The following is a 21,203-nucleotide window of genomic DNA, read 5'->3' on the forward strand; positions in this document are numbered from 1 at the left end:
GGGTAAAGCCCCACCCGCCGACCATCAATAAGGCGCGTCCACCTTCCCCGTGCTCACGTAAACCGTCTTCAACTCGCTATAATGCTCCAGCGCCGCCGCCGAATTCTCGCGTCCGAAGCCGGATTGTTTCGAGCCGCCGAAGGGAATTTCCACCGGGCAGAGATTGTACGTGTTGATCCACAGCGTCCCCGCCTCCAGCTGATCCACCACACGGTGAGCGCGGGCGAGATCAGCGGTGAAGACGCCGCCGGCGAGGCCGAACTCGGTGGCGTTGGCGCGGGCGAGAACCTCTTCCTCGTCGTCAAAATCCAGCACGCACATGACTGGGCCGAAGATTTCTTCACGGGCAATGGTCATGTCGTCGGTGACATCGGCAAACACGGTCGGCTGAACATAGGCGCCCTCGCCCGCGACATTGTTGGGAATGCCGCCGCCGGTGATGAGGGTCGCGCCTTCCGCCTTGCCCTTTTCGATATAGGAAAGCACTTTCTCCTGCTGGGCCTTGGAGACCAGCGGGCCGAGATGGGTGGCGTAATCGAGAGGATCGCCGAGGATCATCGCCTCAGTGCGCTTTTTCAGGTTTTCGAGGAAACGTTCCTTCGCCTTTTTCTGCACGAAAACGCGGGTGCCGTTGGAGCAGACCTGGCCGGAGGAATAGAAGTTGCCGAGCATGGCCCCACCGACGGCGCTTTCAATATCGGCGTCGTCGAAAACGATCATCGGCGACTTGCCACCGAGTTCCATGGTCACATGTTTCAGATGCCCGGCGGCAGCGGCAGCCACCTTTCGGCCGGTCGGGACTGAGCCGGTGAGCGAAACCTTGGCGACATCCGGGTGGTTGACGAGCAGCGGCCCGGTATCGCGATCCCCCTGAATGACGTTGAACAGGCCCTTTGGCAGACCGGCTTCGATGAGGATTTCGGCGATCTTCAAGGCGCCAAGCGGGGTGTTTTCCGAGGGCTTGAAGACCATGGCGTTGCCGGCGACCAGCGCAGGCGCGGCCTTCCAGCAGGCGATCTGCTGCGGATAGTTCCACGCGCCAATGCCAACGCAGACGCCGAGCGGCACGCGCTTGGTATAGGCGAAATCGCCACCGAGGGGGATGTAATCGCCATTCAGAGCCGAAGGCGCGATGCCGCCGAAAAATTCGAAGGCATCCGCACCCGAGGTCGGGTCGGCGACGATGGTTTCCTGAATGGGTTTGCCGGTATCCAGCGTTTCCAGCGTGGAAAGCGCATCGTTGCGTTCGCGCATGATATCGGCGGCGCGCTTGAGGATGCGACCGCGGGCCATGGGGCTCATCGCCGCCCATTCCTTTTGGGCGCGCTTGGCCGAGGCGATGGCACGCTCGACAATCGCCGGCGTTGCTGCGTGAAGCCGGGCGATGATCTCGCCGGTTGCGGGAAAGACGCTGTCGAACGGCGTGCCGGTATTATCTTCGACATAATCGCCGTCGATGAAATGCGATGCTTTCGGCTGCGCCCTGAACGGCGTGGCGATGGTCATGTCGAAGTCTCCTAGAGAATACGGACGGACGGCTTGGCGCGCTGTCCATCGGGAAAAGATTTGAGCTGCGTGTCGAAATAGTCCTCGACGAGCGCCGGCGCGGAAGCGAGGCCGAGCGGCGCGGAACGCAGGCTGTGCCTGATATAAAGCCCGTCGATCAGCGCCGCCGCCCCTTCCGCAATGCGCGCGGCATCATCGGGCGGGCAGAGCCGGTTGAGGCTCGCCATGAGGTTGGAGCGCAGGCGGCGGGAATAAAGGACCAGCAGGCGGCGGGTTTCTTCCGAGCGCTGCGCCTCGACATAAAAGGCAAGCCACGCCGCCACCGTTTCCGGCGTGAACTGGTCGCTCTGGAAGGAAACATGCACGATGGCGCTCAGCTTTTCGCGCGGACCGGAGGCGCGGATCAATGCCGCCACGGCATCACGCCTCAGATCGCGCAGCAGGCTGCGAATGGTTTCCAGAAGCAGCTGCTGCTTGCTGCCGAAATAATGATGCGCAAGGGCCGCCGACACGCCCGCTTCCCGGGCGATGTCGGACATTGTCACATTCAGCGAACCATGGTGACCTATGGTGCGCAGTGCCGCATCCACCAGCGCCTTGCGGCGCAAAGGCTCCATTCCGATCTTGGGCATAAGCGTCTCCTTGATGGCGGGCAAAATATTCTTGATTGATCAATCAATCAATAAAAAACGCGCCATTTTTTTGTCGCTGATTTGCGATAGATCATATTTTCCGCCGCCGGGGAGCTTTAGGTTGCCGCTCATCCGCCAAGCATGGCGAGCCACGCCGCCGCCCGGCTCACGCGGGAAAAACTAAACCGTGATTTACTGCGAATTGGGAATGGAACGCGTTTCGTGCTAATATTGATGGCGATATAAATTTCGCTGGAAGCGGCGCCAGACGAAAGACGATAAAAACGCCCGCCATAGACCACGACGGCACCCGATCCCATACATCGAAAGACCGTTCGCAGTGTTTAAAGAAGGGAGTGATATCATGCCAATGGTGACAGTGTCGATTTCCCCGGAACAGGCAGCAAGAATGCGCGAGGCCGTGAATTGCGGCGCTTACGCATCCGGCAGCGAGGTCGTCAGGGCAGCGCTGAGACTATGGGCGGCCTCCGCCGAACATGGCGTCGGCGCAACGTCGACCGAACCTGTCGAAGCGGACCGGGAACGCATGAATGTTGCGGAACTTTATGCCGCACACACCGGGCATATCCGCCGGGCATAAGGCCCGGCGTAACAACCTTCCATATTGAAAGGGTTGTAACAAAACGTTCATCAAAGCTTCACAGTCGTGAAAGCTTTTGTTGACCTGTAATCTGCAATTGTTCGCCGCAAAAGAGACGGGTTCCCGATGGCGCATTCCATACGGCGCGCCACCAAAGGGACCGGCAACAGCGGAGAAATAGAAATGCAGGCCGTCACGCGGGAGAACGATGTCATAAGACGTTTTGCCTCCGGGCACATGTTTCCCATGGCGAAACTGGTGCTTGAAACGGCGTTTCAGCCGATTGTCGAGGCGACGACAGGCACGATCTTCGGTTATGAATCGCTGATGCGCGGCCATGACCGGCTCGGTTTTTCCAGTCCGCTGGCGCTTCTCGACCAGGCTGCCGCGGATGGCGAGTTGAAGGCGTTCGAGCAGATGCTGGCAAGCCGCGCGCTCGCGAAATTTTCCACCCTGCCCGACTTCTCCTCCGCCACGCTTTTCCTCAATCTCGATGTGCGGCTGATCCCGCATGGCGACGCCATTTTGGACAAGCTCGTCGGCTATCTGGCGCGGGCGGGCATACCGGCCTCCTCGATCTGCTTCGAGCTTTCCGAACGTTTCGACAATACCAGCGTGCCGGAATTCACGGCGCTGATCGCCCGCATGCGCAAGGAAGGCTTCAAGCTGGCGATCGACGATTTCGGCGCCGGCCATGGAGAGATGAAGCTGCTCTGCGACTTCCCGCTGGATTACCTGAAGATCGACCGGCATTTCATCACCGGCGTCGACCAATTGCCGCGCAAGCAGCACCTTGTGCGCAACATCGTCAATATCGCTCATATTCTCGGCGTCAGGGTCATTGCGGAAGGTATCGAAACCGAGGCGGAGTTCTTGACCTGCCGCGAATTCGGCGTCGATCTGGTGCAGGGCTGGCTGATCGCCAGACCGACGGTCTTCACCAGCGAATTGCCCGAAAGTTTTCCGCACCTCAACCGCATGGGCGTGGCGCGGCGCAACAGCCAGACGCTGGACGAGATTCTTATCCGCCGGGAAATAGAACGCCTTCCCACCGTATTCGAACATGACAGCGTCGATAGCGTCTTCGAGCTGTTCCGCAGAAATCCGCAGCAGGCATTCTTCCCGGTTCTCAACGCCAATGGCGAACCGCGCGGCGTCATCAACGAATATCACCTCAAGGAATATATCTACCGGCCCTTCGGCCGCGATCTGCTCAAGAACAAGATCTATGAGCGCACCATTTCCCATTTCGTCGACCCCGCACCGATCGTCGGCCTCGACGCGGATGCGGACCAGCTGATGAACATGTTCGCCAGCATGGGCGGCAGTGCCTGCATCATCCTGACCGAAAACATGCGTTATGCCGGCATCGTTTCGGCCGCCTCGCTCATCAAGGTCATCAATGAAAAACAATTGAAAATGGCGCAGGACCAGAACCCGCTGACGGCGCTGCCCGGTAACCGGGCGATTGGCGGCTTCATCGCCGACAGCTGCAGCGACGGCGACGAGACGCGTTTCTTCTGCTACTGCGACTTCGACAATTTCAAACCCTTCAACGACAAATACGGCTTCAACGCCGGCGACCACGCCATCACCCTGTTTTCGGCGCTGATGCGCCGCTATTTCTTCGCCGGTGACTGCTTCCTTGGCCATATTGGCGGCGACGATTTCTTCATCGGTGTGCGGGACTGGTCGGTGGAGGAACTGATGGAAATCCTGGAGCGGCTGCTCAGCGATTTTCACGACGACGTCGCCGGGCTCTATTCCGACGAAGACCGTGCCGCCGGCTGCATGAAGGGCCAGGACCGCAACGGCAATGAACGGGATTTTGCGCTGCTGCGCTGCTCCATCGGCGTTCTCACCTTGCCGAAGGGATCGATCATCGCCAATCCCGAGCGGATCGGCAGCGAGATTGCCAGCGTCAAGGCGGCAGCGAAAGAGAACGAAGGCGGTCTCGTCGTCAGGGTATTCGGCGAGGCAAATTGACGTCGCGACAAACGGCCTTCTTCCCACGAGCACACATCTGACCTACATCTTCGGGTGAGGCCGACAAGTGAGGAGTTGCCCCTGCCCATGTCCGACACCAAGACCCTGCCCGAAACAATGCGCTTTATCGACCTGCCGTCCCATGGCGGCCCGGAAGTGATGCAGTCTTCAAAAGCGCCTTTACCGAAACCCGCCAAGGGCGAGATATTGGTGAAGGTCGAGGCGGCTGGGGTCAACCGTCCCGACGTCGCGCAAAGACAGGGCATCTATCCGCCGCCAAAAGGTGCAAGCCCGATTCTCGGGCTGGAAATCGCCGGCGAGGTGGTCGCGCTCGGTGACGGCGTTGACGAATTCAAGCCAGGCGACAAGGTCTGCGCGCTCGCCAATGGCGGCGGTTACGCCGAATTTTGCGCCGTTCCCGCCGGGCAAGCCCTGCCCTTCCCCAAGGGCTACGATGCCGTCAAAGCGGCCGCGCTACCGGAAACCTTCTTCACCGTCTGGGCCAATCTCTTCCAGATGGCGGGCCTGACGGAGGGTGAGACCGTGCTCATCCACGGCGGCACCAGCGGCATCGGCACGACGGCGATCCAGCTTGCGAAAGCCTTTGGCGCGGAGGTTTATACAACGGCGGGCTCAGCGGAAAAATGCGAGGCCTGCGTGAAGCTCGGCGCTAAGCGCGCGATCAATTACCGCGAGGAGGATTTCGCCGAGGTCGTGAAATCCGAAACCGGCGGCAAGGGCGTCGATGTCGTTCTCGACATGATCGGCGCGGCCTATTTCGAAAAGAACCTTTCCGCACTCGCTAAGGACGGTTGCCTCTCCATCATCGCCTTTCTGGGTGGTGCGACAGCCGAGAAGGTCGACCTGCGGCCGATCATGGTCAAACGCCTGACCGTCACCGGCTCGACCATGCGGCCCCGCACCGCCGACGAGAAGCGCGCCATCCGCGACGAGCTTGTCGGAGAGGTCTGGCCGCTCATCGAAAGCGGTCAGTTGTCACCTGTCATCAACCGGGTCTTTACGCTGGACGAGGTCGCGGAAGCACACCGGCTGATGGAAAGCAGCAGCCATATCGGCAAGATCGTGATGAAGGTGTCGTGACGAGTGCCCCTTGCATTAATGACGAATCGTACTACCTTCTAATTATGTTCAACGTATCGGAAGGAGGTGATCCAATGTCTAGTGAGATTTCGGTCTCTGGTGCAGGCAATGGAAAGGGTGGTTTTGCGACGGGGCAGCCCTCGGCGTAAACTTCTTTGCCTTCGGAACGTTGAGAAACAGTCCCGGGTCTGTAAACAGGACCAAACTCATGGAAGGGTCGCTTCGGCGGCCCTTTTCCGTTTCTGCGTATTGCTTTGAGTATTGGGGAGATCTGCGCCTCGAGTGCCGGTGCGGTTCTCTCGCGACGAGAAAATCTCCTTAATCACATCGCAGTTCACCGCAGTTGAAATCATCAACTGCCAACTGCGGTCACGTCTCCCTTATTTCTTTCCGAACACCTTCCACCGCGTCGGGCGGAAGCGCAGTTGCGCGCCCACGGCCACGGCGGCGTTAAGCGGCACTTCGATTTCGAGGTGATAGGGCTCGTGGCCGTTATTGGCGATGTCGATTTCGGCGATGCGGGCGCCCGCGAGGCGGCGACAGGTGGTGACCTTGCCGTAAAGCGCGTCCTTCTCCTCAGTCAACACTACATCTTCCGGACGGAAGAAAAGCTCGCCCTCGCCTGTGCCGTTCCCGTCGATGCCGATGCTTTCGCCCTGAAACAGCACGTGGCCGTCGCGGATCGCCACCGGCAGGTTGGAGGATTCGCCGATGAAGGAGAAGACGAAGGGGGAGTTGGGCGTGTCATAGACATCATCCGCCGTGCCGACCTGCTCGATCTTGCCCTGGCTCATGACGACGACGCGGTCAGCCAGTTCCAGCGCCTCTTCCTGATCGTGAGTGACGAAGACAGTGGTGTGGCCGGTACGGTCGTGGAACTCGCGCAGCCAGCGGCGCAGCTCCTTGCGCACCTTCGCGTCCAGCGCGCCGAAGGGCTCGTCGAGCAGCAGGACCCTCGGTTCGATGGCGACGGCGCGGGCGAGCGCCACGCGCTGACGCTGACCGCCGGAAAGCTGCGAGGGGTAACGCTTCTCAAGGCCGGAGAGATGCACCATGTCGAGAAGTTCGGAGACGCGCCTGCGGATTTCCGCATTCGGCGGACGCGTGGCGGAGGGGCGTACCTTGAGACCGAAGGCGATATTGTCGGCCACCGTCATGTGGCGGAACAGGGCGTAATGCTGGAACACGAAACCGACATTGCGCTCCTGCACCGTGCGGTGCGAGGCATCCTCGTCGCCGAAGAAAATCTGGCCGGTCGTCGGCTGATCGAGACCGGCGATAAGACGCAAAAGCGTCGTCTTGCCGGAACCGGAAGGACCGAGCAGCGCGATCAGCTCGCCGGAACGAATGTCGAGCGACACGTCGTTCAGCGCCGGAAAGCGGTCGAACTGCTTGGTGATGCCGGAGACTTTCACTTCCATGAAGATGCCTTTCAATGCTTGCCGGCTGCGTTGCCCGCGCCAAAGCGTAGTTCGAGAATGGTTTTGAGAACGAGCGTCACCAGCGCCAGACCGGCGAGCAGCGTCGCCACAGCAAAGGCCGCGCCGATATTGTACTCATTATAGAGTATCTCGACATGCAGCGGCATGGTGTTGGTCTCGCCGCGAATATGGCCTGACACCACAGAGACGGCGCCGAATTCACCCATGGCGCGGGCGTTGCAGAGCAGTACCCCGTAAAGCAGGCCCCATTTGATGTTGGGCAGCGTGACATACCAGAAGGTCTGCCAGCCGGAGGCGCCGAGCGAAATCGCCGCCTCCTCATCGCCATTGCCCTGATCCTGCATCAACGGGATAAGTTCGCGCGCGACGAAGGGAAAGGTGACGAAGATGGTGGCGAGCACGATGCCGGGCACGGCGAAGAGGATTTCTATGCCGTAACTCTTCAGCCATGGCCCGAGCACGCTATGGGACGAGAACAGGATGACATAGACCAGACCTGAGATGACCGGCGAGATCGAGAACGGCAAGTCGATCAGCGTGATCAGGAACGCCTTGCCCTTGAACTCGAATTTCGCGATCGCCCAGGCGGCCATCACCCCGAAGATCAGGTTCAGCGGCACGGAGATGGCGGCGACGAGCAGCGTCAGGCGAATGGCGGAGAGTGCATCCGGCTCGACAATCGCCTCCCAGAAGCTTTCCGTGCCCTTGCGGAAGGCTTCGAAGAAGACCGATATCAGCGGCAGAACCAGAAAGGCGGCGAGGAACACGAAGGCAATCGCGATCAATGCCAGCCGGGCGGGAAAGCTCTCGCTGGCGGGGTCGCGGAACGGCCGGGGGGACGTGCGGGAAGCGGTCTCAGACATAACCGTACCTCCTGCGGCTCCAGGCCTGAATGAGATTGATGAGGAACAGCATGGCAAACGAGATGATCAACATGATGGTGGCGATGCCCGTCGCGGCCGCATAATTGAACTCCTCCAGCCGGATGACGATGAGGAGCGGCGCGATTTCCGAGACGTAGGGAATATTGCCGGCGATGAAGATGACCGAGCCGTATTCCCCAACGCCGCGCGCAAAGGCGAGCGCGAAACCCGTGAGGATGGCGGGCGTGAGGCTCGGCAAAAGAACGCGGGTGATGGTCTGGAAACGGTTGGCGCCGAGTGTTGCCGCCACCTCCTCCACCTGCCGGTCGATCTCCTCCATGACAGGCTGCACGGTGCGGACCACGAAGGGCAGGCCGATGAAGATCAGCGCAATGACGATACCGGTCGGCGTAAACGCGATCTTGATGCCGAAGGGTTCGAACAGCGAGCCGACCCAGCCTCTGTTAGCATATAGCGTGGTGAGCGCGATGCCCGCCACCGCCGTCGGCAGGGCAAAGGGCAGATCGACGATGGCGTCCACAAAGCGGCGGCCGGGGAAGCGATATCGCGTCAGCACCCAGGCGACGATGACGCCGAAGACGGCGTTGACCAGCGCGGCAAGAAATGCCGTGCCGAAACTGACACGCAGCGCATTCAGCGTGCGGCTATCCGTGGCGATTGCAATGAAATCTGAAAAACCGAGTTTCGCCGTGGACCATATGAGACCGCCCAGCGGAATAAGAATGATGAGAAACAGATAGGTCACGGTGTAACCAAACGTCAGGCCGAAGCCCGGTATGACGCTCGACTGCCGCCATTTCCACCTGTTTCCGGATGTATTATTGCTCATCAAGGCTCCGGATAAACTTTGTTCTATTTTATTTTCAGGACAGAAACCGGGGTCGGTTGTCCTGAAGATGCCCTATGGGACCCGGTATTCCCGGCGTCCATTACAAAGTATCGACCGGCACGGGGTCCGGTCGATCAGGCTTTCATCGCCTTTTCCCGCGGACGGATGACGACGTTTCACCCCATCATCCGCTTACTTGGCGGGCTTGTAAATCTGGTCGAAGATGCCGCCGTCGCCGAAATGTTCAGGCTGCGCCTTCGCCCAACCGCCAAACTGCGGGTCGTCAATGGTGACGAGCTTGATCTCGGGCAGCTGCTTGAGCAGATCCTTGGAAACCGCAGCGGGATTGGACGGGCGGTAGAAGTGTTTCGCCGCAATATTCTGGCCCTCGTCGGAATAGAGATATTGCAGATAGGCTTCTGCCACCTTCCGGGTGCCCTTGGCATCGACATTGGCGTCAACCACGGCGACCGGCGGTTCCGCAAGGATCGAGATCGGCGGCACGACGATATCGAAAGCGTCAGCGCCGAATTCCTGACCGGCGAGATAGGCTTCGTTTTCCCAGGCGAGCAGCACGTCGCCGATCTGGCGCTGTGCGAAGGTCACCGTGGAGCCACGGGCACCGGTATCAAGAACCGGGGCGCGCTTGTAAAGCTCGCCGACATAGGCCTCGATCTTGTCCTTGTCACCCTTGAACTCTTCGTTCGCCCAGGCCCAGGCCGCCAGGTAGTTCCAGCGCGCGCCGCCCGAGGTCTTTGGGTTCGGCGTCACGATCTGCACATCGCCCTTCACCAGATCGCCCCAGTTATGGATGCCCTTGGGGTTACCCTTGCGAACGAGGAAGACGATGGTGGAGGTGTAAGGCGAGGAATTATGCGGCAGGCGGCTGCGCCAGTCCTTGTTGATCTTGCCGGAGTTCTGAACGATGGCGTCGATGTCGCTCTGCAGCGCCAGCGTCACCACGTCGGCTTCCAGACCGTCGATAACCGAACGGGCCTGCTTGCCGGAGCCACCATGCGACTGCTGGATGGTGATATCCTCGCCGGTGTCGGCCTTCCACTTCTTGGCGAAGGCTTCGTTGAAATCCTTGTAGAGTTCACGGGTCGGGTCGTAGGACACGTTGAGCAGCTTGGTCTGCGCAGCGGCCGAGCCAGCGCCGCCAAGCGCCAGTGAAAGGCCAAGCGCCACAACGCTCAAACCGGACAGAAGCTTGGACATCGGTATTCCCTCCTGATTGCGACGGCTTAACTCTACCGGTTGAGTAGAGTTGGTCAATGAGGCCGAATACGATCGAAAAACTGTTTCCCGAGAGCGTTTTTCCGGGCAACAAAAACAGCGCAGCGTAAGCGAAAGGCGCAACAAGCGTCGTGTAAAACTTTGCTGAATGCAAAAGCGTTTCACATTTTTGATGATTTTTTGCGCTGGCGCGAAAAATATTATGGGGTTTTAGACGATTTTTTCGTCAGGCTGTCAGAAGCTCGGGCACGTCCACCCCCGCCACCGCATCCGCAATAGTGGTATTGAAAAGAATGTTGCGGGTGGCGTCGGCCACGCGGGCGAAGACGTGGCGGATCTCGCACTGTTTTTCGCCATCGCAATCCTCGCAGCGGCGATAGGCGGTCTGTGACAGGCAGGGCAAGGGCGCGAGCGGCCCGTCGATGAGGCGCAGCACCTCGCCGAAGGTGATGTCTGCGGCCGGGCGCGCAAGAAGATAACCACCCTGCTTGCCGCGCCGGCTTTCGACCAGGCGTTCCTTCTTCATTTCGAGCAGGATCTGTTCCAGAAACTTTTTCGGAATGGCCTGTTCGCGGGCAATGTCGGAAATCTGCACAGGACAGGCGCCGTCGGCCTTGGCCAGCGAAAGGAGCGCCCTCAGCGCGTATTTTGCCTTCTGCGAAATCATCGTAAAACCAGTAGACCACAAGCCCGGATACCCGGCAATTCCCGCTTAGCGCAGAAGTTGTCACAATTCAAATCCAAGCTGCAAAGAAGGTGAACGGGCATCTTTTGCTCATAGATCGTGCGCGTGAGGCATTTTTGCTCTGAAGTGCAGCGCACAAAGACTGTCATTTCTGTTCGCATAGCCGGATTTCAACAATAATCGGCCATGGAAATCCCGGACGTGACAATGACGATCAATTCAGCGACGATCAATTCAGCAAATGCCTCCGCCGATGCCGCTTCTCTCGACGCCACGCTTGCCGGGCTCGATCTTTCGGGTCGGCTTTCGTTTATCGCCGGCCTTGGCGGGCGGGCGGTGTTCACCACCAGCCTCGGCATCGAGGATCAGGTCATTACGGCCGCCATCGGCACGCACCGCCTGCCGATCGACGTCGTGACGCTCGAAACCGGCCGGCTGTTCAAGGAAACTGTCGATCTCATCGACGAAACCGAAGAGCGTTTCGGCATCGAAATCCGCCGGTTCCGACCGGAGCAGGACGATATCGACACCTATGCCAAAAAATACGGCCTGAACGGTTTTTACGAAAGCGTCGAAGCCCGTCACGCCTGCTGTCATGTCAGAAAGCTGATCCCGCTTGGCAAGGCGTTGGAAGGCGCCGCCTTCTGGATCACCGGCCTCCGTCGCGGACAGTCGGGCAATCGCGCCACGACGCCATTTGCCGAATTCGACGCGGATCGCAATCTCATCAAGATCAATCCGCTGGCTGACTGGGATATCGACCTCATCCGGGCGCATGTCGCCCAGGAGAACATTCCCGTCAATCCGTTGCATCAGCGCGGTTACCCCTCCATCGGCTGCGAGCCCTGTACGCGCGCCATCAAGCCCGGCGAGCCTGAGCGCGCCGGACGATGGTGGTGGGAAAACGACGAGAAGCGCGAATGCGGTCTTCACGTCGCCGGTGCGGAGCAGACACCCGCCGTTTCCGCCATCCCGCAACGATAATCATTCAGACCATCTCCCGGAGTTCACAATGTCCAACGCAGTCCACGAGACGGACAGCAAGAATACTGTCGCATCCAAGCCGCCGCTCGATCCGCATCTGAAGGCGCTTGAAAACGAAGCTATTCATATTTTCCGCGAAGTCGCCGCCGAATTCGATAATCCCGTGATGCTCTATTCCATCGGCAAGGATAGTTCCGTGCTGCTGCATCTCGCGCGCAAGGCTTTCTTCCCCGGCCGCGTGCCCTTCCCGCTGTTGCACGTCAATACGGGCTGGAAGTTCAAGGAAATGATCGAATTCCGCGACAAGATCGTCAAGGAATATGATCTTGACCTGATCTCCTACACCAACCCGCGCGGTGCGAGTGAAAACGTGACGCCCTTCACCCATGGTTCGGCGCTTTATACCGACATCATGAAGACCGAGGCGCTGCGTCAGGCTCTCGACGCCGGCCAGTTCGACGCAGCCTTTGGCGGCGCACGCCGTGACGAGGAAGCGAGCCGCGCCAAGGAGCGCATCTATTCCTTCCGCACGCCTGACCATAAATGGGACCCGCGCAACCAGCGCCCGGAATTGTGGAACATCTATAACGGCATGGTCCGCAAGGGCGAAAGCGTGCGCGCCTTCCCGCTCTCCAACTGGACCGAAGTGGATATCTGGCGTTACATCGAGGCGGAAAACATTCCGCTGGTGCCGCTCTATTACGCCGCCGAGCGTCCCTATGTTGAACGCGACGGCATGATGATCCTTGCTGAAGACGAGCGTCTGGAGCTTCTGCCTGGCGAAGAGATCAAGCATGGCTCGATCCGCTTCCGCACGCTCGGCTGCTTCCCGCTCACCGGTGCGATCCGTTCCGAAGCGGCGACGCTTCAGGAGGTGATCGCGGAACTCGAAATCGCCACCGTTTCCGAACGACAGGGCCGTGCGATTGACCGCGACCAGTCCGGTTCCATGGAGAAGAAGAAGCGCGAGGGGTATTTCTGATGAGCACCGCCGCCGCCAACACCCCCTCCTCTTCCGCCACCATTCTGCCGTTTGCCGAACATTCGAAGGCGGCCCGCGACACGCGTCCGCTTCGCCTCATCACCTGCGGCAGCGTCGATGATGGCAAATCGACCCTGATCGGCCGTCTTCTCTGGGACACCAAGGCCGTCAAGGAAGATCAGGCCGCCACCCTGCATCGCGACAGCGGCAAGCAGAACGATCTCGGCCTGCCCGATTTTGCCCTGCTGCTGGATGGTCTTCAGGCGGAGCGCGAACAGGGCATCACCATCGATGTCGCCTATCGTTATTTCGCAACCGACCGGCGCGCCTTCATCGTCGCCGACACGCCCGGCCATGAGCAATATACCCGCAACATGGCGACCGGCGCTTCCACCGCCGATCTTGCCGTGCTGCTCGTCGATGCCCGCACCGGCATTCTGGAACAGACCCGCCGCCACGCCACCATCGCGGCGCTGATGGGCATCCGGCAATTCGTGCTGGCCGTCAACAAGATCGACCTGACGAATTACGACAAGGCCGGTTTCGAACTGATCGCCCACGAGTTCCGCGATTTCGCCTCCAACCTCGGTATCAAGCAGATCACCGCCATTCCGATGTCGGCGCTGAAGGGTGAAAACGTCGTTCTCTCCGGCAAGGCCGCCATGCCCTGGTATGAAGGCCCGACGCTGGTGGAAACGCTGGAGTTGGCCACCGTTCGCTCCGCGCAGTCCGGCGGCTTCCGCCTTCCGGTGCAGCGCGTCTCGCGGCCGGGTGAAAGCTTCCGTGGCTATCAGGGTACGGTTGCCGGCGGTTCGGTGAAGCCGGGCGACAGCGTCGTCGTCCTGCCTTCCGGCATGGTCGCCAACGTCAAGCAGATCGTCACTTTCGATCTGGTGCGCAATGCCGCCGTGGCGGGCGATGCGGTCACGCTCGTCCTCGACCGTCAGGTGGACGTCTCGCGCGGCGACATGATCGTTTCCATCGAGGCGCAGCCACAGACGGGCCTTGCCTTCGACGCGCAGATCGTGGCCTTGCAGCCCGGCGGCATCGAAGCGGGCAAGCGCTACTGGCTCAAAAGCGGCAGCCGCCGCCAGCGTGTCAGTGTGCAGCCCGTCAGCCAGCTGAACCTGAAGGAAGGCGAATGGCAGGCGCATGAAACCGCACTGCCGATGAACGCCATCGGCAAGGTGCGGCTTTCCTTCGATGAGACGGCGATCTTCGATCCCTATGAACAGAACCGCGCGACCGGTTCCTTCATCCTGATCGATCCCGACACCAACAACACGGTCGCGGGCGGCATGATCGCCGGCAAACGCAGTGTCGGTGCGTCGGAAGAACAGGGCGACCGGGTCATTCTCTCACTGCCCGCCGATCTTGCGGAAAAACTGCTGGCCAGCGAGCTCCTCGCCAAGCACCGCGACGAGATCGACATCCGCCGCACCGACGGCGCAACGGCCGCGCGGCTGATCGGCGATCTGGGCTGACACGCCCCCCTCAAACAAACAAAAGGCGACCGTCAACGCGGTCGCCTTTTTCGTTTCAGGGCCTTTTCCGCGTCAGAGACTGCGGATTGGCTTAAAACACGAACATATAAAGCAGAATGATCACGAAGATCGGAACGCCCATAGCCCACAATGCAATACCCTTCAGCATGTTATCCTCCATTGTTGTATGGTTGAATAACGACTGAGGCGGCTTTCCGATCCATGCCGCTCTCCTGATTTTTACGGGTTGTTTCTCGGCGGCAGAAAAAGCTGCTTGTTCATTCGACGTTCATGCACGAAAGGCGAATTTGCATGCGGTCGCTCCGCCAAGCGGCCCAACAGAGGCTCGTTGTTTGAAAAAGCAGCGGGCCTCTTTTTGATCGCGATAAGTTGATCGCGACGAGGCCCCTGAAACTCAGGGCCCATGACGGTGAGGGATAACTTCTTGGATTGTGGAGAAGAATTGAGACTTCTAAGACGGTTCCTGTCGCGCGTCCCCTGAAACAGGCCGCGACATTGAGGCCTGGCGCTTGGCGGAGCGACGGGCCTCTTTTGCTGGTATGCCGTGTGGCGACACCAAAAGCCCGCCGAAGCGGTCCATCCCTATTTTTTGAAGGCGCTTATTCGCACCTGCGCCCGGATTTCGAGAAGTAAGCGGCGAATGCAGTCCAACCGGCGCGGCTTTTGACAGCCCGGTTTCTGTGCGAGATTTCGATCTTGGAAGTTTCGGGATGAGTTGCAAGCCGCCGTAACTATTGGGCTTCAAGCTGGTCGGAGTGAGAGGATTCGAACCTCCGACCCCCACGTCCCGAACGTGGTGCGCTACCAGACTGCGCTACACTCCGTGACCAGCAGCGCGTCTATAGACCAGCCTCCGGCATTCGACAAGCGGCTTATTGCATTTTTTGTGACAAGTTTTTCCCATCCGTTGAAGCAACCCTGCCAAGCGCCTGCGCCGCCGGCTGGAAGGCCTCAAAACGTTACAAAAAAGCAATTGTGGCAGGAAATTTTCATCGAACCGCACACCTCCCCTGCCCGTTGCCGCCAAATCTGCTAGGGGAACGGAATGACCGGCGGGAAGCCGGACACGGCACAAAGGACATTTCACCATGCTATCTCGCAGCGTAACGCTTGCAGCGTTTGCCATTGCGCTCTCGGCCTGCACCACCTCCACGGGCGGTTCCACTCCCTCCTTCACCCAGAAGAGCCCCGTTGAGACCCGCTGGGTCGGCCAGTCCGCAGGCGTTTTCTTTGCAAAATTCGGCCCGCCGCAAAGCGATACGGAAACTGGCAGCTCCACCGTGTATAACTGGCGCGGCGGCTACAGAAAGGCCACCATTCCGGCCAGGTTCGAAGAAGGCAAGGATGGCAAGAAGGGGCGCCAGATCTCGCCCGCCCGCACCGCCTCGCTCTCCTGCACGGTGCAGCTCGTCGTTTCCAGCGACTACAAGATCACCGCCGTGCGCACGGTCTCCGACCGCCCCGGCATTAACGGCCCGAGCTATTGCGCGGAGTTCCTCGCCGCAGATTGATCTTCGGCCATAAACCGAATGCCCAAAGCCCGCCCGAACTGGCGGGCTTTTTCATTTTTTCGGGATTATTGCCACTTTTCTGCAAAATTTTTGCCTGTAGCCGCACCCTGCGACCCGCAACGCGCCGGAAACAGCGTCATATGCGCCTTTCCGCGACACCCCGCTTTCAGAACCCTTTCAACCGTTTGAAAGCACCGGCTAATCTTCGCCGTCACAAAAATGACGATCGGCAGGACTGCAAAATTGGCCGTTGCGACCATATTTCCTGCAAAATCCCCGCAAAACTGCTTGTACCGGAGTGCAGAAGGTCGGGTTGTGCCGCTTTGCGCTTTGCTATAACGGGGCGCTCGGGAGGAATGTTTTTAACACAAAACAAGAATCAGGTATGGCCGTGACTCCCATCGATCAAGACAAATCCCAGCTCACTGATCTCTCCCATGCATTTCCGCTGAACCGCCGACAGGTTCTAGGCGGTGCGCTCGCCGGAATTGCCGCAGCGGCGCTGCCCTCTTCCCCACTCCTCGCCAATACGGCCGCCAAGAAGGTGGACGTGCTTCTCATCGGCGGCGGCATCATGAGCGCGACGCTCGGTGTGTGGCTGCGCGAACTCGAACCGACCTGGTCGATGCAGATGCTGGAGCGGCTGGATGGCGTGGCGCTGGAAAGCTCCAACGGCTGGAACAATGCCGGCACCGGCCATTCCGCGCTTGCCGAGCTGAACTACACGCCGGAAGACGCCAACGGCAACATCAAGATCGCCCAAGCCATCAACATCAACGAATCCTTCCAGATTTCCCGGCAGTTCTGGGCATGGCAGGTGAAGAACGGCGTCTTGAAGAACCCGCGCTCCTTCATCAACCACACGCCGCATATGAGCTTCGTCTGGGGTGACGAGAACGTCGCCTATCTGGAAAAGCGTTATCAGGCGCTGAGGACCAGCCCGCTTTTTGCCGGCATGGAGTTCTCCACCGATCCCGAGCAGATCAAGAAGTGGGTGCCGCTGATGATGGAAGGCCGCGACCCTTCCCAGAAGATCGGCGCCACCTGGTCGCCGCTCGGCACCGACATGGAATTCGGCGAAATCACCCGACAATTCGTCTCGCATCTGCAGAGCGACCAGAATTTCGACCTGCAGGTCAATAGCGAGGTTTCCGACATCCAGCGCAATGCCGATGGCAGCTGGCGCGTGACCTATACCAACACCAAAACCGATGCCGAACAGGTGGTGGATGCGAAATTCGTGTTCATCGGCGCCGGCGGCGGCGCGCTGCATCTGTTGCAGATGTCCGGCATTCCCGAAGCCGATGATTATGCCGGTTTCCCGGTGGGCGGCTCGTTCCTCATCAACGAGAACCCTGATGTGACGATGCAGCATCTCGCCAAGGCCTATGGCAAGGCCTCGGTCGGCTCGCCGCCCATGTCGGTGCCGCACCTCGATACCCGCGTGCTGGGCGGCAAGCGCGTCATCCTGTTCGGACCTTTCGCCACCTTCTCCACCAAGTTCCTGAAGGAAGGCTCCTATTTCGATCTCGTCTCCTCGGTCACAACAAGCAATGCCTGGCCGATGGTGCGCGTGGGCATCGATGAATATCCGCTGGTGGAATATCTCGCCGGCCAGCTGATGATGTCGGATGACGACCGTTTTGCCGCGCTGAAGGAATATTTCCCCAATGCCAAGCAGGGCGAATGGCGCCTGTGGCAGGCAGGCCAGCGCGTGCAGATCATCAAGCGCGACGAGGAAAAGGGCGGCGTGCTGAGGCTCGGCACTGAAGTCGTCTCCGCCAAGGATGGCAGCATCGCCGGTCTGCTCGGCGCTTCGCCGGGCGCCTCGACGGCGGCACCGATCATGCTCAGCGTTCTGGAAAAGGTCTTCAAGGACAAGGTCGCGACGCCGGAATGGCAAACGAAGCTGCGCCAGATCGTGCCGAGCTACGGCACGAAGCTCAATGACGACCCGGAAAAGGTGCAGCAGGAATGGGCCTATACCGCCGAACACCTGCAGCTGCCCACCCCGCCGCAGATCGACCTTGAGGCACTGAAGGGCGCCGGCGCGGCGCCTGCGGGTGCGCCAGTGAAGAAGGTGCCGGATATCGCGCTTTAAGGCTTGGTTGCGATTTTTAGGATTGAACGCCGCGTGTCTCCGGATGCGCGGCGTTTTTATTGGATTATACCTCCGCCCGCATCTTCTTGGCCCTCTGCCGATGGTCTGCCAAGCTCAATGAAATCGATCCGCCGCAGATGCCGGGGACGGACCGAGCATGATGAAATACCTCGCATCGCAGATGATTTGGTAGTAATAATTCCTACCAATTATTCGTGGAGAAATGACGTGGCCAATGTGGAAAAGATCAGTGTCTCGATGACACCCCAGCATGCCGAAATCTTGCGTGATGCCGTCGAAAGCGGGGCCTATGCCAGCAGCAGCGAGGTGATCCGCGAAGCGATGCGTGACTGGTCTGCGAAATGGGTTCAGCGACGCGATGACATAGCCAAGTTGCGCGCATTGTGGACTGAAGGCAAAGCCAGTGGCAGTTCAACCGAAGTGGATTTTGACGACACACTCAGTGAAGCGCGTGCAGAACTGGCTTCGTTGAAAAATCGTGACCATTAAGCTTGTCTGGACACCCCGCGCTCGCCGCGATGTGAAGAAAATCTACATCGACATTGGTAAATCACAGCCTCTTGCGGCGGAGCGGTATTTCGCTCGGTTTCGCGCCAAGGCGGAGCGCTTGATCTGCCACCCCCATCTTGGCGAGCGCCACCCGGAAATTTTTCCATCCGCCCGCATGCTGGTTGCAGCGCCTTACATCATTCTCTACGAAACCGTGCCGGATACCGATGACGGCGAGATAGATTCCGTAGAGATTGTACGTGTCATTGACGGTCGCCGCGACCTGCGAACACTGTCCTGATTTTGGAAGAAATGGCTGGGGCGCCAGGATTCGAACCTGGGAATGCCGGTACCAAAAACCGGTGCCTTACCGCTTGGCGACGCCCCAACAGGGCAGCGAGAGCGAAACGCCGCTGCCTGAACCGCGCCTGATTAGCAAAGCCTGCCCGGCCCGGCAATGACCCGGCGACCAATTTTTTCACAAAATACAAGCTTTTTGGGTGCCCGGCCGCGGGCAGCATGATAGGGCTTGGCGATTGTGCGGCGGGTGCCGTCGGCACGGGCGGCATGGCATTCATTCAGGAGGTCTCGATGGCAGACCCGGCATTCGATCTCGATTTCAAGCCGGCCTATGGCGAGGCGGTTCCTGTTGCCCCGCTCATCCAGCGCCTCACCGTCAATAACCCTTCCGCCTTCACCTTTCATGGCACCAATTCCTATATCGTCGGCGACCGCTCCGTTGCCGTCATCGATCCGGGCCCGGAGGATGAGGCGCATTTTCAGGCTTTGATGGCGGCGCTCGAAGGCCGCGAGGTGACCCATATCTTCGTCAGCCACACGCACCGCGATCACTCGCCGCTGGCCCGCAGGCTGGCGCAGGCGACCGGGGCGGTGACCGTGGCGGAAGGCCCGCACCGTGCCGCGCGCCCATTACACGCGGGCGAGACAAACCCCTTTGCCGAGAGTTCCGATACGGCTTTCGTGCCCGATATCGCACTTGGCGACGGGCAGAGCCTTTCCGGCGATGGCTGGACATTGACGGCGCTACATACGCCGGGCCACACCGCCAATCACGCCGCCTTTGCGCTTGAAGGCAGCGGCATCGTCTTTTCGGCCGATCACGTCATGGCCTGGGCCACCACCATCGTGGCACCTCCGGATGGGGCGATGAGCGATTACATGGCCTCGCTGGAACGGCTGCTCACCCGCGACGACCGGCTGTTCCTGCCTGGCCATGGCGGCCCGGTCACCGATCCCGCCGCCTTCATGCGGGGCTTGCGCGCCCACCGCCGCATGCGGGAAAAGGCGGTTCTGAAGCGCATCCGGGACGGCGACAGGCGGATCGCCGACATGGTGAAGGTGATCTATGCCAGCACCGACAAGCGCCTGCATGGCGCGGCCGCACTTTCCGTGCTGGCGCATATCGAGGATCTGATCGAAAAGGGCGAAGTGCGGACGGATGGCGCGCCTTCGCTCACGGGTGAATATTTTCCGGCGTGACGGGTTTTGAGAGGCAGCATTTCAAATCTTGCTATCGCCTCAGCCATCGCTCTCCCATTGATGGCGCGGGCGAGTGCCACTCGTTTCTTCTCCCCGTCGGGGAGAAGTCCGCGGCAGCCGGATGAGGGGGCGACGGTAGAGATATTCGGAGAGCTAGCCCCCTCATACGACCCTTCGGGCCACCTTCTCCCCCTCGGGGAGAAGAAACCAAGCCGCAGCGCCATGCGCTACCTCACACCAAAAAACGTATCAATTATCGTTCAACCCTTGCATTTCCGCATCCAGCGCATCGAGATAGGCCTCGGCAATCGCCGCACCCATGCCGAGATCATGCGGGCCGTAGCGGGAGGCGACGCGCACGTCGACGATGGTGGTTTCCGCCTCTTCCTTCAGGCGGATGAGGATATCGAAACGCAGGCCCCAGATGCGGGTGCGGGTTTCACCCTGCATCAGCACCACGCCGCTGCCGTTGAAGAGGGTGGGTAACGGCGCATCAGTCGGGCGGGCCATGGGCACCGGCACGATGGAGGGCAGGTCTTCCACCGGCGCATCTTCCGTCGGCTGCGTCCTGTCCTGCGGCGGCACGCCGATGGAGGCGGCATCTTCCACGCCGATCACACCCTTCGTATGGGTGATGTGGATGGACTGGGCGGCGGCCATTTTTTTGGCGGCGGTGTAGATGCGGTCGATTGCGCCTTCATAACGGCGCCCGGCGAGGCTGGCATAGGCCTCCATCTGCGCGTCGCGGTCGGCCCTGGTGATGACGGCGGGCCGCACCAGCCATTGTTGGTTGGCCGCTGGTGCCGCCAGCCACTCCGGCACGTCGCTCAGGTCCGTGGAAATGTCGTAAATCTTTGGCTGCTGCCAATAAAGAAAAGCGCCGTAACCGACCACGCCGAGCGGCAGGGCCGAGAGAAGCAGCGCCGCCAGCGCCGAAAGCCCGCCGCGCGCACCCCTGGTCCAAAGCCGCTCGAGGCCGATGAGCGCCAGAAGCACGGCGAGAAGAGCGATACCGGCGGCAATCAGGAGCAGCCCGACAAGATCTGGCGTCGTCAACGGTCCGAAACGGTGGATACCGGCGGCGATGAGAAAAAGCGCCAGCGCCGCAAGGCCCAGATACCGGGAAAGATAGGCTGCAACCGAAAAAGGCCGGACGAAACGCACAGTCATGGAAGCGGATATCCGTTAGATCGCATTGGCTAAAAAGC

General features: G+C 60.1%; 19 protein-coding genes and 2 tRNA genes. 11 read left to right on the forward strand and 10 right to left on the reverse strand.

Annotation, left to right across the window (positions count from 1 at the left end; translation table 11 throughout):
- Positions 1-24: 24 nt before the first annotated feature.
- A complete protein-coding gene (gene betB / locus BS627_RS09090; RefSeq protein ID WP_077982767.1) occupies positions 25-1,506 on the reverse strand; it encodes a betaine-aldehyde dehydrogenase in 1,482 nt (493 codons plus the stop codon).
- Positions 1,507-1,517: 11 nt separating this feature from the next.
- Entirely contained in the window at positions 1,518-2,138 is a 621-nt protein-coding gene (gene betI, locus BS627_RS09095; protein ID WP_077983026.1) for a transcriptional regulator BetI, read from the reverse strand.
- 364 nt (positions 2,139-2,502) lie between these two features.
- Between betI and BS627_RS09100 the strand changes: the two genes are divergently transcribed.
- From BS627_RS09100 to BS627_RS09110, 3 genes are all read left to right on the forward strand, one after another.
- Positions 2,503-2,739: a ribbon-helix-helix domain-containing protein gene (locus BS627_RS09100; RefSeq protein ID WP_077982768.1), complete on the forward strand. Its 237-nt coding sequence runs from the start codon at positions 2,503-2,505 to the stop codon at positions 2,737-2,739.
- Positions 2,740-2,922: 183 nt separating this feature from the next.
- A complete protein-coding gene (locus tag BS627_RS09105) occupies positions 2,923-4,725 on the forward strand; it encodes a GGDEF domain-containing protein (protein ID WP_077983027.1) in 1,803 nt (600 codons plus the stop codon).
- Positions 4,726-4,812: 87 nt separating this feature from the next.
- Positions 4,813-5,826: an NAD(P)H-quinone oxidoreductase gene (locus BS627_RS09110; RefSeq protein ID WP_165691187.1), complete on the forward strand. Its 1,014-nt coding sequence runs from the start codon at positions 4,813-4,815 to the stop codon at positions 5,824-5,826.
- A 380-nt stretch (positions 5,827-6,206) separates the two neighbouring features.
- Here BS627_RS09110 and BS627_RS09120 read toward each other — a convergent pair whose 3' ends face one another.
- The 5 genes from BS627_RS09120 to BS627_RS09140 all read right to left on the reverse strand — a co-directional run bounded on the left by BS627_RS09120 (position 6,207) and on the right by BS627_RS09140 (position 10,884).
- On the reverse strand, positions 6,207-7,247 hold the full coding sequence (locus tag BS627_RS09120) for a sulfate/molybdate ABC transporter ATP-binding protein (RefSeq protein ID WP_077983029.1): 1,041 nt from the start codon (positions 7,245-7,247) through the stop codon (positions 6,207-6,209).
- Positions 7,248-7,258: 11 nt separating this feature from the next.
- Positions 7,259-8,131: a sulfate ABC transporter permease subunit CysW gene (cysW, locus tag BS627_RS09125; protein ID WP_077982769.1), complete on the reverse strand. Its 873-nt coding sequence runs from the start codon at positions 8,129-8,131 to the stop codon at positions 7,259-7,261.
- On the reverse strand, positions 8,124-8,981 hold the full coding sequence (gene cysT, locus BS627_RS09130) for a sulfate ABC transporter permease subunit CysT (protein WP_077982770.1): 858 nt from the start codon (positions 8,979-8,981) through the stop codon (positions 8,124-8,126). The genes cysW and cysT overlap by 8 nt, the downstream gene beginning before the upstream one ends.
- 192 nt (positions 8,982-9,173) lie before the next feature.
- Positions 9,174-10,199 carry a sulfate ABC transporter substrate-binding protein gene (locus BS627_RS09135; protein WP_077982771.1) on the reverse strand — a complete coding sequence of 342 codons (1,026 nt, stop codon included), beginning with the start codon at positions 10,197-10,199 and terminating at the stop codon, positions 9,174-9,176.
- 244 nt (positions 10,200-10,443) lie between these two features.
- Positions 10,444-10,884 (reverse strand): RrF2 family transcriptional regulator, encoded by a 441-nt coding sequence (locus BS627_RS09140; RefSeq protein ID WP_003494308.1) that lies wholly within the window; start codon positions 10,882-10,884, stop codon positions 10,444-10,446.
- Positions 10,885-11,088: 204 nt separating this feature from the next.
- Here BS627_RS09140 and BS627_RS09145 point away from each other — a divergent pair, with 204 nt between their 5' ends.
- From BS627_RS09145 to cysN, 3 genes are read left to right on the forward strand one after another with little or no spacing between them, the layout of a single operon-like run.
- Entirely contained in the window at positions 11,089-11,886 is a 798-nt protein-coding gene (locus BS627_RS09145) for a phosphoadenylyl-sulfate reductase (protein ID WP_077982772.1), read from the forward strand.
- A gap of 28 nt (positions 11,887-11,914) precedes the next feature.
- Positions 11,915-12,868 carry a sulfate adenylyltransferase subunit CysD gene (gene cysD, locus BS627_RS09150; protein WP_077982773.1) on the forward strand — a complete coding sequence of 318 codons (954 nt, stop codon included), beginning with the start codon at positions 11,915-11,917 and terminating at the stop codon, positions 12,866-12,868.
- A complete protein-coding gene (cysN, locus tag BS627_RS09155; protein WP_077982774.1) occupies positions 12,868-14,352 on the forward strand; it encodes a sulfate adenylyltransferase subunit CysN in 1,485 nt (494 codons plus the stop codon). Before cysD ends, cysN begins: the two co-directional genes overlap by 1 nt.
- A gap of 768 nt (positions 14,353-15,120) precedes the next feature.
- Here the strand turns inward: cysN and BS627_RS09160 are convergent.
- Positions 15,121-15,197, reverse strand: a tRNA-Pro gene (locus tag BS627_RS09160).
- A 264-nt stretch (positions 15,198-15,461) separates the two neighbouring features.
- Between BS627_RS09160 and BS627_RS09165 the strand changes: the two genes are divergently transcribed.
- From BS627_RS09165 to BS627_RS09185, 4 genes are all read left to right on the forward strand, one after another.
- A complete protein-coding gene (locus BS627_RS09165; protein WP_077982775.1) occupies positions 15,462-15,884 on the forward strand; it encodes a hypothetical protein in 423 nt (140 codons plus the stop codon).
- A 385-nt stretch (positions 15,885-16,269) separates the two neighbouring features.
- A complete protein-coding gene (gene mqo / locus BS627_RS09175; RefSeq protein WP_165691188.1) occupies positions 16,270-17,985 on the forward strand; it encodes a malate dehydrogenase (quinone) in 1,716 nt (571 codons plus the stop codon).
- A gap of 228 nt (positions 17,986-18,213) precedes the next feature.
- A complete protein-coding gene (locus BS627_RS09180) occupies positions 18,214-18,495 on the forward strand; it encodes a type II toxin-antitoxin system ParD family antitoxin (protein WP_077982777.1) in 282 nt (93 codons plus the stop codon).
- Positions 18,485-18,796, forward strand: a complete 312-nt coding sequence (locus BS627_RS09185; protein WP_077982778.1) for a type II toxin-antitoxin system RelE/ParE family toxin — start codon at positions 18,485-18,487, stop codon at positions 18,794-18,796. Before BS627_RS09180 ends, BS627_RS09185 begins: the two co-directional genes overlap by 11 nt.
- 12 nt (positions 18,797-18,808) lie before the next feature.
- Here BS627_RS09185 and BS627_RS09190 read toward each other — a convergent pair.
- Positions 18,809-18,883: transfer RNA gene (locus BS627_RS09190), tRNA-Gln, on the reverse strand.
- Between the two features lie 203 nt (positions 18,884-19,086).
- Here BS627_RS09190 and BS627_RS09195 point away from each other — a divergent pair.
- Positions 19,087-19,995 carry an MBL fold metallo-hydrolase gene (locus tag BS627_RS09195; RefSeq protein ID WP_077983031.1) on the forward strand — a complete coding sequence of 303 codons (909 nt, stop codon included), beginning with the start codon at positions 19,087-19,089 and terminating at the stop codon, positions 19,993-19,995.
- A 249-nt stretch (positions 19,996-20,244) separates the two neighbouring features.
- Here the strand turns inward: BS627_RS09195 and BS627_RS09200 are convergent, their stop codons facing one another.
- On the reverse strand, positions 20,245-21,165 hold the full coding sequence (locus BS627_RS09200; protein ID WP_077982779.1) for a DUF1499 domain-containing protein: 921 nt from the start codon (positions 21,163-21,165) through the stop codon (positions 20,245-20,247).
- Positions 21,166-21,203 lie beyond the last annotated feature (38 nt).

The sequence above is a fragment of the Agrobacterium salinitolerans genome, assembly GCF_002008225.1.
In the GTDB taxonomy this organism is placed as follows: domain Bacteria; phylum Pseudomonadota; class Alphaproteobacteria; order Rhizobiales; family Rhizobiaceae; genus Agrobacterium; species Agrobacterium salinitolerans.